A 13,872-nucleotide genomic window follows, 5' to 3' on the forward strand; every position below is an offset into this window, starting at 1 on the left:
TTTCAAGGGTTGTCCATTCGGACCGGACCGAGGAGACTGGAGTTACCAAGCTGCAGCACTCACCGGAGGGTCCGAATGGACAACCCTCTGAAAGCTCACACTTAGGTACAGACTGTTGCCCATGTCTCCGGGCTGGACAAGGGTTGACTGGCGGAGGAAGTGGGATTCGAACCCACGGTGAGCTTGCACCCACGCCGGTTTTCAAGACCGGTGCCTTAAACCGCTCGGCCATTCCTCCATCGTGATTTTTCATCACTTAGGCTTGCTCGTCCGGCCGGTTTTGACCTGTTGGCACCGGATTGGCACCGAAGGCGTTGCCGACTGGTTCGTGCTTCATTCCTGTAGTGCGGCATTGAGGGCTGCGTCAACCACCGCTGCGGTGCCTTCCAACTGCCCGGCATCATGGGCGCATAAATATTCAGCGTACCGACGGATTGCGTGACCGCCACTGGGACGTCCCGGGCGCTGATCGATCGGCTTGGCCCGGATCACGGTTCCATGCATTGGGATCTCGTCGGGCTCTTCGGCTGCTTGGCGTGTAAGGCCGCGGGCCGGCCGGCGTTCTTCACACGCATTCCCGACTGCGAAGGCCAAACAGAGGGTGCGCAATCAGGACTGGAAGCCGACATTCGATCAAACCAAAACGGCCTAACGGAACATTAGCGATCTCTAACGGTTGTGCTTGCGGCAGGCGATGCTCGGCCCATCATTGCTGAAGATCGGGATGCGCAACGTCCGATCGGCTCCGCAAGTGGCGCGGGTTCCGGGGAGGGCATAAGATGAAAGACACGCCGGTAACAACCTACGTTGTCAGCGTGTTCGAGAAGCCGCATTGGCGGACCGTGCTGACCACCAAGGACAAGGCCAAAGCCCTGGCGATGGCCAAGGAGATCGGCGACAAGGTGCGAGTTCAAGAAATTACGCCGAAGCCGAAGAAGCGCTAAGCGGCCCGCCCCCATAGGCGATCCAAAGGGGCCCGCAATCCAGCCCGAAACCCTAATCGATGAAAAGCCCGCCACGGGAGCGACCTGCGGCGGGCTTTTGGAGTGGCTACATCCCTAAGGAATCGACCGCTTGTAGTCGTATTGTGAACTGCGAGATCGCGTTAGCCTATGGTGTGATCGCGGAAGGGAGGCGAGCACTGGTGCGGTTAGTGACCCATAATGGGTCAATCAATTTGGCACCGCAATTGCTTCGGGCGATTGTGGGTGGGGAAGGGCCCGTCGCTTCGCAAATGAGGCGGCGGGCCTTCGCTTAAGCGGTCTCGTCGATGCGGCCTGGACTTGTTACGGCCGCGAGGGTCGCGCGCCGCAGATAGCCACAAGCCACTTTCCGGAAAGCGAGCGGCTTGCAACTTCAGCAAGACGATAATGGCCGGCAACCTACTCACGTTGGAGATGGCGCCGGCCAAACAAATCGAGCCGAGTCGTGGTCGCGGAAGGCTAGCGCGTCGATTGTTTCTTGGCTTGTGCGGCGACTGCACAGAGGAAAGCCAATGCTGCCGCATCGCAGGCCGTTCGTGATGGGCCCTTAGCGAAAAGAACGGCGTCCGCAGCGCGTAACGTCAAGCCATGTTTTTTGGCGAAAGAGCTAACTTCGTAAGGCTGATCTTCTTCAGATCGATGGATGCCGAAATCGTAATTCATGCGCTATATCCTCCCGGTTCGCTACCTTTCCCTCCTCGCCCAGAGGCTAAATTAACAGCCGGTGTGTCCCGCGAGCTAGCAATTAGGGGTTGTGTAAAACGATATAACTCCGCCCCGGCTACATCTTGTTGTTGTCGATGACGCCGGCCTCGCCGTCGAGCAAGGAGGTGGTCACTTTGAGCGACTTCCGAACCATGAGGCCGGCGCCTTCGCCATTCATTGCGTCGACAATGTGGGCTGGGTAGGCAGCGACGCAAAGCCGTTACTTTTCGGGGTGCTCGGCATGGCGGCGGCGCCACATTCTTGACCGGTTCTGGCCACAATCGGTTAATATCGTGATAAACAATTCCTGCGCACAAGGGATCGGGGTTCAAGGCGTCTTTTATATTCGTCGAGTACGTGTTTTGGCATCCTCTGATGCTTGAACGCGGCGTCCTAGGTCGAGACTGAAGGGGACATCAGGAAAATGCAGGCTGTGACGCACACGCGCCTTCGTCGCGCTGCCACAGTTGCGTTGTTTGCCGTTTCGGCCGCCTTGCTGTTGGCGTGCGCGTCGCAGCCTGAGCCGAAAGCGATGGTCTACAAGAAGACCCGCTCCAAGGAATATTTTTCCGAATCCGAATATGGCGTGAAGGCAAGCCCGCGCGTGTTCTCCAAGAACGGTCGCATGCAACGCGGCGGCGGCCGTGATCAGCTTGGCAAACCCTATCAGGTTCGCGGCAAGTGGTATTACCCCCGGGAAGACAAGCGCTACGCCAAGGTCGGCCTGGCCTCCTGGTATGGCGACGCCTTCCACGGCCGGCTTACCGCCAACGGCGAAGTCTACGACATGACCCACCTGACAGCGGCGCATCCGACCATGCCGCTGCCAAGCTATGCGCGCGTCACCAATCTCAAGACCGGCAGTTCGGTCATCGTTCGCGTCAACGATCGCGGCCCGTATCACGAAGGCCGCATCATCGATGTGTCGGAGCGCGCCGCCCAGATGCTTGACTATGCCAACACCGGCACCGCTCAAGTGAAGGTCGAATATGTCGGCCGTGCACCGCTTGACGGTGATGACGATCAGTATTTGATGGCCTCCTACCGCCCCGGCAACAGGGCGCCGGATCCGTCGGATGGATTGCCGAGCGGCGTCATGGTGGCGATGAACGGACCGTCGCCAAGTCTGCCTGCCGGTGCTGCTGCCGTGCCGTTTCCGGGTCAGTTGACCGATTCCGGTGTCGCCCAGCCGGACATGTCGGCGCAGGCGCCGGATTACGTCGATCTGACGCTGCCCGAATTCGGCCCGATCGTGCCGGAGCGCCCGGAAATCAATTTGCCGCGGCAATCTCCGTTTGCCGTGGCCTCGCTGTCCTATGCGGACGAGCGGGTCGAACGCGCCTCCAATGCGTTCGCCGCACTGGGTGGCGATGGTATGTCGCCGGCCGATGTCCTTCAATCATGGAAGCGACAGCCGCAGGGTTCGGCTACCGATTACGTCGCTGCCGGTTCGTTCGAGGATGTAGCGGAGGCCAAGCGCATTGCCGCTCAGCTCGCCGCATTCGGCAAGATCGAGATCCAGCGCTCGGAACTCGATGGCGAGGATTGGTATTCGGTCAATCTCTATCCCGATGGCCACAGCAATCTGGATGATTTGCTGCAGGCAGCATGGTCGCATGGCGCGCCGGATGCGCTGGCTGTGCGCAACTGAGCGGAGGCCATGCCGGATTTCCACTGTGCGGTTGATCCGGCCCGCAAAAGGCCTGATACTTTTTGCTGGCTTGCCGGCCGTGCCGGCCAATGGGTCGAACATCATGCAATTGCGCTTGCTCCAGCCTCTCGCCGGGCTTCTGGTTTTTGGCCTGCTGCTGTTTTCGCAGGCTCCAGTGCGTGCGCAGCTGTTCGAGACCAAGGCCACGCAGGTCTTCATGATCGATGCCGAGACCGGGACGGTGCTGTTTTCGAAGGATGCCGACAAGCCGATACCGCCGGCCTCAATGGCCAAGCTGATGACCATGGAAGTGGTGTTCAACGCCATCAAGTCGGGCCGCCTGAAGCTCGACGATACGTTCGTGGTCAGCGAGAACGCCTGGCGCAAGGGTGGCGCGCCTTCGGGAACATCGACGATGTTCGCCAAGCTCAAGTCGGCGGTCCGGCTCGAGGACCTGATTCAGGGCGTGGTCGTACAGGCGGCCAATGACGGCTGCATCGTCATCGCCGAAGGTATGTCCGGGTCCGAGGATAATTTCGCCGCGCAGATGACCGAACGCGCCCGCCAGATCGGCCTCAAGAGCTCGACCTTCGTCAATTCGACCGGCCTGCCGGCGGATGGCCAGCAGACGACCGTACGTGAGCTGGCGCAGCTGGCCGTGCACCTGTGGCGCGATTATCCGGATTTCTATCGCTACTATGGCCAGAAGGATTTTACCTGGAACAAGATCTCGCAGAGGAACCGCAATCCGCTGCTGGCGATGGACATCGGCGCCGACGGCCTGGCGGTCGGTGCCAGCGAGACGTCGGGTTTCGGCATCGTCGGTTCGGTCAGCCATAACGGCACGCGGGTGATCGCGGCGATGAGCGGCCTGGCCTCCGACAAGGAGCGCGCCGAGGAGGCGCGAAAGTTGCTTGACTGGGGCGTTCGCTCCTTCGAGAAGACTGAAATCTTCGCAAAGGATGAGATCGTTGGAGAAGCCCAGGTTTTCGGCGGCGCCAAATCGGGGGTGACGCTGAAGGCCAAGGGTCCGATCGACATCTTCCTGCCGATCACCAACCGCGACAAGCTGACGGCCAGGATCGTCTACAACGGCCCGGTCGCAGCACCCGTTGAAGAGGGGCAGCCGGTGGGCGCGTTGCGGGTCTGGATCGGCGATACGCTCAGTCAGGAGACACCGCTTTTCGCCGCCGAATCCATCGGCGTCGGTACGCTGCCGCAGCGCGCGCTCGATGCCGTCAAGGAGCTGGCGGTCGGCTGGCTGCGCTAAATGCATGTCGCTCAAAAGTGGCCCCGGTTTTGGGGGCAACGATATGCACAAAAGCAGAAAATCGACGGCATGGACGTTTCGTCGAACGCGGACTATCTAGAGCGCTACAAGCCCATTCAAGCATGGACAAGAAGGCCTCTCGGTTGGCACGCGGATTTTTCATCACCTTCGAAGGCGGCGAAGGGGCAGGCAAGTCGACGCAAATCGAGCGGCTGGCCAGGAAGATGCGCGCCAAGAAATACGATGTCCTCCTTACCCGTGAGCCGGGCGGCTCGCCGGGTGCCGAAGCGGTCAGGCACGTGCTGCTTTCGGGGGCCGCCGAACCGTTTGGGCCGAAGATGGAAGCGCTGCTTTTTGCGGCGGCGCGGTCCGACCATGTCGAACAGGTCATCCGACCGGCGGTCGAGCGTGGCTCCATCGTGCTTTGCGACCGCTTCCTGGATTCCTCCCGCGTCTACCAGGGCGTCACCGGTGGCATCGATCCAGCGTTCATGAATGCGCTGGAGCAGGTCGCCATCAATGGCATGATGCCCGACCTGACGCTGATCTTCGACATCGATCCGGCCGAAGGCCTGAGACGCGCAACACTGCGACGCGGCGCCGACGCAGACGCCGACCGCTTCGAAAAAGAGACGCTGGCGATTCATCAGGCCCGCCGCGAAGCGTTCCTGGCGATCGCCGCGGCCGAGCCGGAGCGCTGTATCGTGATCGACGCGGCCGCCGAGCCGGATGCGGTTGAGAATGTCGTCACCGCTGCCGTGTTCGCGGCGCTGGCGTCAAGAACGCCGGCGCGCAACATGCGGGCGACGCCAGCATGATATTCGAACGTATCGCGCCGGAGCAGCACGACACACTGGACGGCGTGCCCGAACCATCCGAAACGCCACGCCTGGTCGGACACCGGCAGGCCGCCGATATGCTCACCGCCGCCTATCGCGCGGGAAAGCTGCCGCATGCGCTGATCTTCTCCGGACCGATCGGCATCGGCAAGGCGACGCTTGCCTTCCATCTTGCACACCATCTCCTGAAGCACCCTGATTTCGCGCTGGCGCCGGAAAGCCTTGCCACGCCCGATCCGGCGTCGTCGCTGTTTCGCCAGATCGCCACCGGGGCGCATCCTTCCGTCCTGCATCTGACCCGGCCGCTTAACGACAAGACCAAGAGTTTCAAGACAGTCGTCACCGTCGATGAAATCCGCAAGGTGAGCCGCTTCCTGTCGCTGACCTCGCATGACGGCAGCTACAGGGTCGTCATCGTCGATCCGGCCGATGACATGAACACCAATGCCGCCAATGCCTTGCTGAAAAACCTTGAAGAGCCGCCGGCACGAACGCTGTTCATCCTGATCGTCCATGCTCCGGGCAGCCTGCTGCCGACGATCCGGTCGCGCTGTCAGGTGGTGCGATTGACGCCACTCGACGCCGACGACCTGATGGCGGTGCTGGAAACGACTGAGCCATTGCCGCCTGACGATCCGGCTGCGCGGGCGGCTTTGGTCGGCCGGGCAGGGGGTAGCGCGCGCAATGCCATCCTGTTGACGCAGTATGGCGGGCTGGAGATCGCTTCCACGCTCGACGCTCTCGTTACCGGAAGAAAGAGCGATGTCGGCGGCGCCTTCCGCCTTGCCGAAGCCGTCGCCGGCCGCGACCAGGCGATCCAGTTCGATATCTTCAACCGCCGGGCGCTTGACCTTTTGTCGGACGCGGCAAGCCAGGCGGCGCTGGCGGGCGACCTCGCGCGGGCCAAAACCCTGTCGGACACTTGGCATGAGGCGCTGGACGCTATATCTGAGACCGACACCTACAATCTCGACAAGAAGCAACACGCCTTGACCATGATCGACCGCCTGAATTCTGCAATGCGAATGTGACGGCCTTTTTGATGCATGCCGTTGCCCCTGGAAGCGGGGCCACTTTTGGACGGCATGCATGGCAGCGGGATGGCAATCGCCCCCCCGATGCGATATCCACCGCCACGCCTTTCCTTTCAGACATTCATGACGGTTCATTCATGTCACGCGACAAATTCTACATCACCACCCCGATCTTTTATCCGAACGGCAAGCCGCATATCGGTCATGCCTATACGGTCATTGCAACCGACGCACTGGCTCGCTTCCAGCGCCTGGACGGCAGGGACGTCTTTTTCCTGACCGGCACCGACGAACATGGCCTCAAGATGCAGCAAACGGCCGAGAAGGAAGGCATTACGCCTCTGGCGCTCGCCGATCGCAATTCGGCGATTTTCCGCGAGATGACCGAGGCGATGGGCGGCTCGAATGACGAGTACATTCGCACGACAGAACCGCGACACTATGAATCGTGCCAGGCAATCTGGAAAGCGATGGCCGCCAATGGCGACATCTATCTCGACCGCTATAGCGGCTGGTATTCGGTTCGCCAGGAAGCCTATTTCGACGAAGGTGAGACGACGCTCGGCGAGGATGGCGTGCGGCGCGAACCGCTTGGCTCGCCCGTCGAATGGAATGAAGAAGAGAGCTACTTCTTCCGGCTTTCTGCCTATCAGGACAAATTGCTGGCCCTTTATGACAGCCAGCCTGATTTCGTCGGGCCGACCGAACGCCGCAACGAGGTGCTGAGCTTCGTCAAGTCCGGGCTGAAGGATCTGTCGATCTCCCGTACGACCTTCAAATGGGGCGTGCCAGTGCCAGGCGACGACAAGCATGTGATGTATGTCTGGGTGGACGCCTTGACCAATTACATCACCGCCGCCGGCTATCCCGACACAAAGGCCGGGAAATGGCAGTATTGGCCGGCCACGCATATCATCGGCAAGGACATTGTCCGCTTTCATGCGGTCTACTGGCCGGCGTTTCTGATGTCGGCCGGCATCGAGTTGCCAAGCCGCGTTTTCGCGCATGGCTTCCTGTTCAATCGCGGCGAGAAAATGTCGAAATCGGTTGGCAATGTCGTCGATCCATTCGCGATGGTCGAGCACTATGGTCTCGACCAGGTGCGCTACTTCTTCCTGCGCGAGGTGCCGTTCGGCCAGGATGGCAGCTACAGCCATGACGCGATCGTCAACCGCACGAACGCCGACCTAGCCAACGGACTCGGTAATCTGGCGCAGCGCTCGCTGTCGATGATCGCCAAGAACTGCGACGGCGTGGTGCCGCAGCGCGGCGACCTTACGGATGCCGATGGCGCGATGCTGGATCGGACCGTCGCCGCCCTGGATAGCGCGCGCAAGGCGATGGCCGAGCAGGCTATCCATCTGGCGCTGGCGTCAATCTTCGGGGTGGTGGCGGAGGCCGACCGATACTTCGCCGGCGAGGCACCGTGGGCGTTGAAGAAAACCAATCCGGCGCGCATGGAAACCGTGCTGTGGACGACCGCAGAGGTCGTGCGTCGCGTGGCGCTGCTGTGTCAGCCCTTCGTCCCGGGATCGGCCAACAAGCTGCTCGACCTGCTGGCGGTGCCGGCGCAGAGCCGCGATTTCGCACATGTCCACGCAGACTATGCGCTGGTGCCTGGCACCGCATTGCCACCGCCGGAAGGCGTGTTTCCGCGTTATGTCGAACAGCCGGACGCGAACATCTGATGCTCGTCGACAGCCATTGCCATCTGGATTTTCCGGATTTTGCCGAGGAGCGGGAGGCCATTGTCGCCCGCGCCAAGGCGGCCGGAATCGGCCGTATGGTGACGATCTCGACCCGTGTGAAGCGATTCCAGCAAATCATTGAAATCGCCGAAACTTTCGATGACGTCTACTGTTCGGTCGGCACTCATCCGCACAATGCCGCGGAAGAATTGGACGTGACGTCGGTCGAACTCGTACGGCTGGCCGCTCATCCAAAAGTGGTGGCGATCGGCGAGGCCGGGCTCGACTATTTCTACGACAAGGCGCCGCGCGATGTGCAGGCACGGGGCTTTCGCAATCACATCGCCGCGGCGCGTGAGACAGGATTGCCGCTGGTCATCCATTCGCGCGATGCCGATGAAGACATGGCAGCCATCCTCGAAGACGAAACAGGGAAGGGCGCCTTCCCGTTCATCCTGCATTGCTTTTCCTCAGGGCGCCGGCTTGCTGAAATCGGTGTTGCGCTCGGTGGTTACGTGTCGTTCTCAGGCATCCTGACCTTCAAGAATTCGGCTGAGTTGCGCGCCATTGCCGCCGATGTGCCGCATGACCGACTGCTGGTCGAAACCGACGCGCCCTATCTGGCGCCCGTGCCGTTTCGCGGCAAGCGCAACGAGCCGGCCTATGTCGCCCATACCGCCAAGGTGCTGGCCGAAACGATCGGCGTCAGCGAGGCTGAAATCGCCGCGCTGACAACGAACAATTTCTTCCGCCTGTTCGGCAAGATGCCGCGACCTCCCGCTTGGCCGAGCAAAGCACCTGAACGATGACCGACCGGCTGCGCCTCACCATTCTCGGCTGCGGCTCGTCGCCAGGCACGCCGCGCATCACCGGCGACTGGGGCAATTGCGATCCGGACAATCCGAAGAACCGCCGCATGCGCACCGCCGCACTGGTCGAGCGGATCGCGGCCAATGGCAGCCGCACAACCGTCGTTATCGACACCGGGCCGGATTTCCGCCAGCAGATGCTGCTGGCCGGCGTCAGGCGCATCGATGCGGTCGTCTATACGCACCCACATGCCGACCATATTCACGGTATCGACGACCTGCGTGGTTTCGTGCTCGATCAGCGCCAGTTGATCGATATCCACGCCGACAGCGCAACAATGCTTCGGCTGCGGGAGGCGTTTAGCTACTGTTTCGAGACGCCGCAGGGCAGTTCCTATCCGCCGATCGTCAAGCCGCATCTCATCGATCACGCCAGGGCATTGGTCATCGAAGGAGAGGGGGGTGCCCTCACCCTCGAGCCGTTGCCGCAGATCCATGGCGACATCATATCGCTCGGCTTTCGCGTCGGCGCGCTCGCTTATTGCCCTGATATCAGCGGCTTTCCGGAGGCCACAGCCGAACGGCTGCGCGACCTCGACGTGCTGATCATCGACGCGCTGCAGTACCGGACGCACCCAAGCCATTTCTCACTTGGCGAGGCGCTTGAATGGATCGAGCGGCTGGCACCAAGACACGCCGTGCTGACGCATATGCATGTGCCGCTCGACTACGCCGCGGTCATGGCTGAGACCCCAGCCAATGTCGAGCCGGCCTATGATGGAATGGTGATCGAAATCCCTTACGACTCAGCGCGATAGGAACAGCTCTTCACACCGATGCCGTGCAGACAGCAATGTATGCGGCGAAGGCTGCGGCGGTGGATCTTGTCGGCTTGGATCGGCTTCGACGGCGAAAAGCGGCTGTCCGTCAGCGTATGAAAAACATCGGGCTATTTCCAGCCTTACCTCAACGCGAAAGTTCCATAATCTATCTTATGCGACTTTCTGTTGTGGGCTGGCGCCTTCGCAGCAAAGTGTGGCGTGACTGGGAGCATTGTGAATGCCGTCATGCCTCTCGTCACCTTGTCGCAAGTCACCTTTGTCGCAAGATGAGCCGCAGCGCGTCTGACGCAGTCCAGGAGATCGCTACTGCCGGCTGAGTGCCCGTTCTGGGGGCGAAGTCATCTCAGGTTTCATCACCTGCGTCACACCCGCAGTTCAAAGGTGGGCGTTGAACGGGCAAATCAGACGGTGCAGGATCGGCTTGTGAAGGAGCTGCGCTTTGTGCCGAGTTCGTTGCGGATTTCATTCCTGTTCGGCAAGGCGCCCCGCAATCCTAGAGACATGAACCTTCGCCGATCGTGAGAATCTGAACGGCGCGATTTGCCGGAAGGAGTTCCGCGTCCGCGATGATCTGATGGCCGCTTGAGTTCCATGCAGGGCAGCACATCCCTGCCCTGCATGGGACATTCGACAAGCTGCGCTCGGTTCACAGATGGGAGATCGTGGAGAACAACCACACGCAAGGCTGTCGGCCCTTGATGCGGGCGATAGCTGGCATGTCGGCGGACATCATGAAACCTTTTAATTTTTGGCCCGTTATCGCGGTTATGTCCGGGGCCAAATTCAAGCGGAGATCGGTCGAGGGTGCCAAACCGCGCGGTGCTGAAAAGTCGCGCCCGGAAAGGGCCTCGGCGGTCGAAGCCGTGCCCGAGCCCGACGGCCAGGCCGCGCCCGAGGTCAACGGCCAGTCCGCACCGCCGCCGGAGGCTGTCGAACCCAGTCCAGAACTGACGCCCGAAGAGGCGGAGCAGGCGCGCAAGCGATATTTGCTGCGGCGCTTCTGGATCAGCGCGCGCGGCTACTGGGGCCGCAGCGGCGATCGGCTCGCCTTGCCGTTCACGATCGGACTGTTGATATTGATATGCGTCAACGTCGGCTTCCAGTATGGGATCAATCGCTGGAACCGCGCGATTTTCGACGCCCTCGAGCAGCGTGATGCCCACACCGTTTATGTTCTAAGCGCTGTTTTCGTGCCGCTCGTGCTCGGAAGCGGGAGCCTTGTCGTCGCGCAGGTCTACCTGCGCATGACGATCCAGCGCCGTTGGCGTTCCTGGCTAACCACCGCGGTCATCGCGCGCTGGCTGGCCAACGGCCGATACTACCAGTTGAACCTCGTCAGCGGCGACCACCAGAACCCAGAGGCCCGCATGACCGAGGATCTGCGCATCGCCACCGAATCCCCGGTCGATTTCACCGCCGGCGTCCTCAACGCGTTCCTGTCGGCCTCGACCTTTATCGTCGTGCTGTGGACCATCGGCGGCGCGCTCACCCTGCCGATCGGCGGCGAGAGCATCACCATCCCCGGCTTCCTGGTGATCACCGCAATGATCTATGCCGCCATCACCTCCACCTCGATGGTGGTCATCGGCCGCAACTTCGTCCAGCTGTCCGAGCGGAAGAACCAGGCGGAGGCCGAACTGCGCTACACGCTGACTCGCGTGCGCGAAAACGGCGAGAGCATCGCCTTGCTCGGCGGTGAGGAGGAGGAGCGTAGCGGCATCGACAGGAATTTCGGCCATGTGCTGAGGCAATGGGCGCTGCTGACCGGCCAGCACATGCGCACGGCGGCGGTGTCGCAGGGATCGAGCCTGTTCGCGCCGGTCGTGCCGATTTTGCTTTGCGCACCGAAGTTTCTCGAAGGCTCGATGACACTTGGACAAGTCATGCAGGCTGCCTCTGCCTTTGCCATCGTGCAGGGCGCATTCGGGTGGCTGGTCGACAACTATCCCCGTCTCGCCGACTGGAACGCCTGTGCTCGGCGCATCGCCTCGCTGATGATGTCGCTCGACGGGCTCGAGCGCGCCGAGCAGAGCGACGCGCTCGGACGCATCAGCCGCGGTGAAACCGAAGGTGGTGCCATACTGAGCCTGGACGATCTCTCCGTGACGCTCGACGACGGCACCGCAGTGGTCAAGGAAACCGAGGTCGCGATCGAACCGGGCGAGCGGGTGCTGGTGGCCGGCGAATCCGGTTCGGGCAAGAGCACGCTGGTGCGGGCCGTGGCAGGCCTGTGGCCGTGGGGTGGCGGCGGCGTCAATTTCCGTGCCGGCAGGCGCCTGTTCATGTTGCCGCAACGCCCCTACATCCCCTCCGGGACGCTGCGCCGCGCGGTTGCCTATCCCGCTGCCGCAGACAATTGGACGCTGGATAAGATCAACGCTGCCCTCGACAAGGTGGGGCTAAACTATCTCGCCGACAGGATTGAGGAGGACGCGCCATGGGACCAGATCCTGTCGGGCGGCGAGAAGCAGCGGCTCGCCTTCGCGCGTCTACTGCTGCACACGCCCGATATCATCGTGCTCGATGAAGCAACGTCGGCACTCGATGAGAAGAGCCAGGACAAGATGATGGAGATGGTCATCCACGAATTGCCTGACGTCACCATCATCAGTGTGGCACATCGCGCCGAGTTGGAAGCCTTCCATAGCCGCAAGATCACATTGGAGCGGCGCGAGGGCGGCGCAAAGCTTGTCAGCGATATCGATCTTGTCCCGCGCAAGGGCAGACGGAACTTGCTCGGGCGCGCCTTGTGGGGCTCCGGCGCGTCAAATCGAAAGGCGGCACGACCTTAGATAATACGGCCAGATGATACCGCGGGATAAGGTGGCGGTGAGCGCTGTGGCTTTTGCGCAAACCTTTTTGTCCGAAGCGCGTTGTTCCTTCTCGAAACCGAGGAGACAAACATGCAGATGAAGTCGCAGACATCAGGCGAAGCCGCCAAGCAACGGCATATCCAACGCGGCATTGATGCCAAGGACAAAGCCAAGGGCAACGGCAAGGCTCAACGTGCAATGCAAGCCGGCGCCCGCAAATATCCTGAGCCGCCCTTTCCCAAGCAACATCAGCCCAAGCCGGGGCATGAATGGGCGATTGAGCCCCCTCCTCTCTACGATGCGCCCTATTACCTGGGGTCGAAAAAACTCGACGACAAGGTAGCGCTCATCACGGGCGGCGATTCCGGAATCGGCCGTTCGGTGGCCGTGCTGTTTGCCCGCGAGGGCGCGGACATTGCGATCGTTTATCTGGCCGAAGACAAGGACGCCGAAGAGACCAAGGCGGCCGTCGAAAGAGAGGGGCGGCGCTGTATTCTGATAAGGGCCGATGTCAGCGAACGCAAACACTGCCACAACGCGGTGGAGGTCACGGTGCAGAAATTCGGCCGGATCGATGTGCTGGTCAACAACGCTGCTTTCCAGATACATTCCAGCGACTTCAGCGACCTGACCGAGGCACATTTCGACACGACGCTGAAGACCAATCTCTATGGCTATTTTCATATGGCGCAGGAAGTGGTGCCGCATATGAAGCCAGGCTCGGCTATAATCAACACCGGCTCAGTGACCGGCATCGAAGGTTCAAGGCAACTCGTCGACTATTCGATGACAAAGGGCGGTATTCACGCATTTACGCGCGCGCTTTCGGGCAACCTCATCGGCAAGGGAATTCGGGTGAACGCCGTTGCGCCGGGCCCGGTGTGGACACCGCTCAATCCATCGGACAAGGAAGCAGACGACGTCTCGAAATTCGGTGCGGACACGCCGATGAAACGGCCTGCACAGCCGGAAGAGCTCGCACCCGCGTATGTGTTCCTCGCCTCGCCACATTGCTCGAGCTACATTACCGGCGAAATCTTGCCGGTGGTCGGCGGTTACTGACGTGAGGACAAAAGACACTGACGCGTGATGACCAGGAGATGTATGGGCCGCATGCGTTTCACAGTGACGTTCACCTATGTTGCGTACCCGTATCTGCAGGGAAATAGCGAAACCTGCACCCGACGCGGCGGAGCCGGATGAAGATCCGCTTATTCCCCTGCGTTGCCGAGGCGGTG

At 61.2% G+C, this 13,872-nt stretch carries 11 protein-coding genes, 1 tRNA gene and 1 pseudogene; 11 read left to right on the forward strand and 2 right to left on the reverse strand.

The features are described from left to right. Window positions 1-148: 148 nt before the first annotated feature. Window positions 149-238, reverse strand: a tRNA-Ser gene (locus tag NKH57_RS17185). Between the two features lie 541 nt (window positions 239-779). On the opposite strand from NKH57_RS17185, the gene NKH57_RS17190 reads away from it, so the two are divergent. Then, window positions 780-944: a hypothetical protein gene (locus NKH57_RS17190; protein ID WP_023757824.1), complete on the forward strand. Its 165-nt coding sequence runs from the start codon at window positions 780-782 to the stop codon at window positions 942-944. Window positions 945-1,442: 498 nt separating this feature from the next. Here NKH57_RS17190 and NKH57_RS17195 read toward each other — a convergent pair whose 3' ends face one another. Next, entirely contained in the window at window positions 1,443-1,646 is a 204-nt protein-coding gene (locus tag NKH57_RS17195) for a hypothetical protein (RefSeq protein ID WP_352945629.1), read from the reverse strand. A gap of 466 nt (window positions 1,647-2,112) precedes the next feature. Between NKH57_RS17195 and NKH57_RS17200 the strand changes: the two genes are divergently transcribed. The 10 genes and pseudogenes from NKH57_RS17200 (at window position 2,113) to NKH57_RS17245 (ending at window position 13,696) form a co-directional block, all read left to right on the forward strand. Then, on the forward strand, window positions 2,113-3,339 hold the full coding sequence (locus NKH57_RS17200; protein WP_352945631.1) for a septal ring lytic transglycosylase RlpA family protein: 1,227 nt from the start codon (window positions 2,113-2,115) through the stop codon (window positions 3,337-3,339). 103 nt (window positions 3,340-3,442) lie between these two features. Continuing rightward, entirely contained in the window at window positions 3,443-4,609 is a 1,167-nt protein-coding gene (locus NKH57_RS17205) for a D-alanyl-D-alanine carboxypeptidase family protein (RefSeq protein WP_352945633.1), read from the forward strand. Window positions 4,610-4,752: 143 nt separating this feature from the next. After that, complete coding sequence (gene tmk, locus NKH57_RS17210) at window positions 4,753-5,427, forward strand: dTMP kinase (protein WP_023757828.1); 675 nt, start codon at window positions 4,753-4,755, stop codon at window positions 5,425-5,427. Then, window positions 5,424-6,479, forward strand: a complete 1,056-nt coding sequence (locus NKH57_RS17215) for a DNA polymerase III subunit delta' (RefSeq protein ID WP_352487497.1) — start codon at window positions 5,424-5,426, stop codon at window positions 6,477-6,479. Before tmk ends, NKH57_RS17215 begins: the two co-directional genes overlap by 4 nt. A gap of 140 nt (window positions 6,480-6,619) precedes the next feature. Continuing rightward, a complete protein-coding gene (gene metG, locus NKH57_RS17220) occupies window positions 6,620-8,170 on the forward strand; it encodes a methionine--tRNA ligase (RefSeq protein ID WP_352945636.1) in 1,551 nt (516 codons plus the stop codon). Beyond that, window positions 8,170-8,979, forward strand: a complete 810-nt coding sequence (locus tag NKH57_RS17225) for a TatD family hydrolase (RefSeq protein WP_352835787.1) — start codon at window positions 8,170-8,172, stop codon at window positions 8,977-8,979. The genes metG and NKH57_RS17225 overlap by 1 nt, the downstream gene beginning before the upstream one ends. Continuing rightward, complete coding sequence (locus NKH57_RS17230; protein WP_352608712.1) at window positions 8,976-9,797, forward strand: MBL fold metallo-hydrolase; 822 nt, start codon at window positions 8,976-8,978, stop codon at window positions 9,795-9,797. The genes NKH57_RS17225 and NKH57_RS17230 overlap by 4 nt, the downstream gene beginning before the upstream one ends. Window positions 9,798-10,184: 387 nt before the next feature. Next, window positions 10,185-10,492: pseudogene (locus tag NKH57_RS17235) on the forward strand (ISNCY family transposase); the annotation flags it as partial. Window positions 10,493-10,588: 96 nt separating this feature from the next. Continuing rightward, window positions 10,589-12,613: an ABC transporter ATP-binding protein/permease gene (locus NKH57_RS17240; protein ID WP_352945726.1), complete on the forward strand. Its 2,025-nt coding sequence runs from the start codon at window positions 10,589-10,591 to the stop codon at window positions 12,611-12,613. Between the two features lie 111 nt (window positions 12,614-12,724). Further along, window positions 12,725-13,696 (forward strand): SDR family oxidoreductase, encoded by a 972-nt coding sequence (locus NKH57_RS17245; RefSeq protein ID WP_352945639.1) that lies wholly within the window; start codon window positions 12,725-12,727, stop codon window positions 13,694-13,696. Window positions 13,697-13,872: the final 176 nt, after the last annotated feature.

The sequence above is a fragment of the Mesorhizobium sp. M1050 genome (assembly GCF_040318715.1).
Lineage (GTDB): Bacteria > Pseudomonadota > Alphaproteobacteria > Rhizobiales > Rhizobiaceae > Mesorhizobium.

What these genes read in the sequence shown, in the direction of transcription:
- NKH57_RS17190 (WP_023757824.1), top strand. Translation starts at nt 780, where the DNA reads ATGAAAGACACGCCGGTAACAACCTACGTTGTCAGCGTGTTCGAGAAG.
- NKH57_RS17195 (WP_352945629.1), bottom strand. Translation starts at nt 1,646, where the DNA reads ATGAATTACGATTTCGGCATCCATCGATCTGAAGAAGATCAGCCTTAC.
- NKH57_RS17200 (WP_352945631.1), top strand. Translation starts at nt 2,113, where the DNA reads ATGCAGGCTGTGACGCACACGCGCCTTCGTCGCGCTGCCACAGTTGCG.
- NKH57_RS17205 (WP_352945633.1), top strand. Translation starts at nt 3,443, where the DNA reads ATGCAATTGCGCTTGCTCCAGCCTCTCGCCGGGCTTCTGGTTTTTGGC.
- NKH57_RS17215 (WP_352487497.1), top strand. Translation starts at nt 5,424, where the DNA reads ATGATATTCGAACGTATCGCGCCGGAGCAGCACGACACACTGGACGGC.
- metG (WP_352945636.1), top strand. Translation starts at nt 6,620, where the DNA reads ATGTCACGCGACAAATTCTACATCACCACCCCGATCTTTTATCCGAAC.
- NKH57_RS17225 (WP_352835787.1), top strand. Translation starts at nt 8,170, where the DNA reads ATGCTCGTCGACAGCCATTGCCATCTGGATTTTCCGGATTTTGCCGAG.
- NKH57_RS17230 (WP_352608712.1), top strand. Translation starts at nt 8,976, where the DNA reads ATGACCGACCGGCTGCGCCTCACCATTCTCGGCTGCGGCTCGTCGCCA.
- NKH57_RS17240 (WP_352945726.1), top strand. Translation starts at nt 10,589, where the DNA reads ATGTCCGGGGCCAAATTCAAGCGGAGATCGGTCGAGGGTGCCAAACCG.
- NKH57_RS17245 (WP_352945639.1), top strand. Translation starts at nt 12,725, where the DNA reads ATGCAGATGAAGTCGCAGACATCAGGCGAAGCCGCCAAGCAACGGCAT.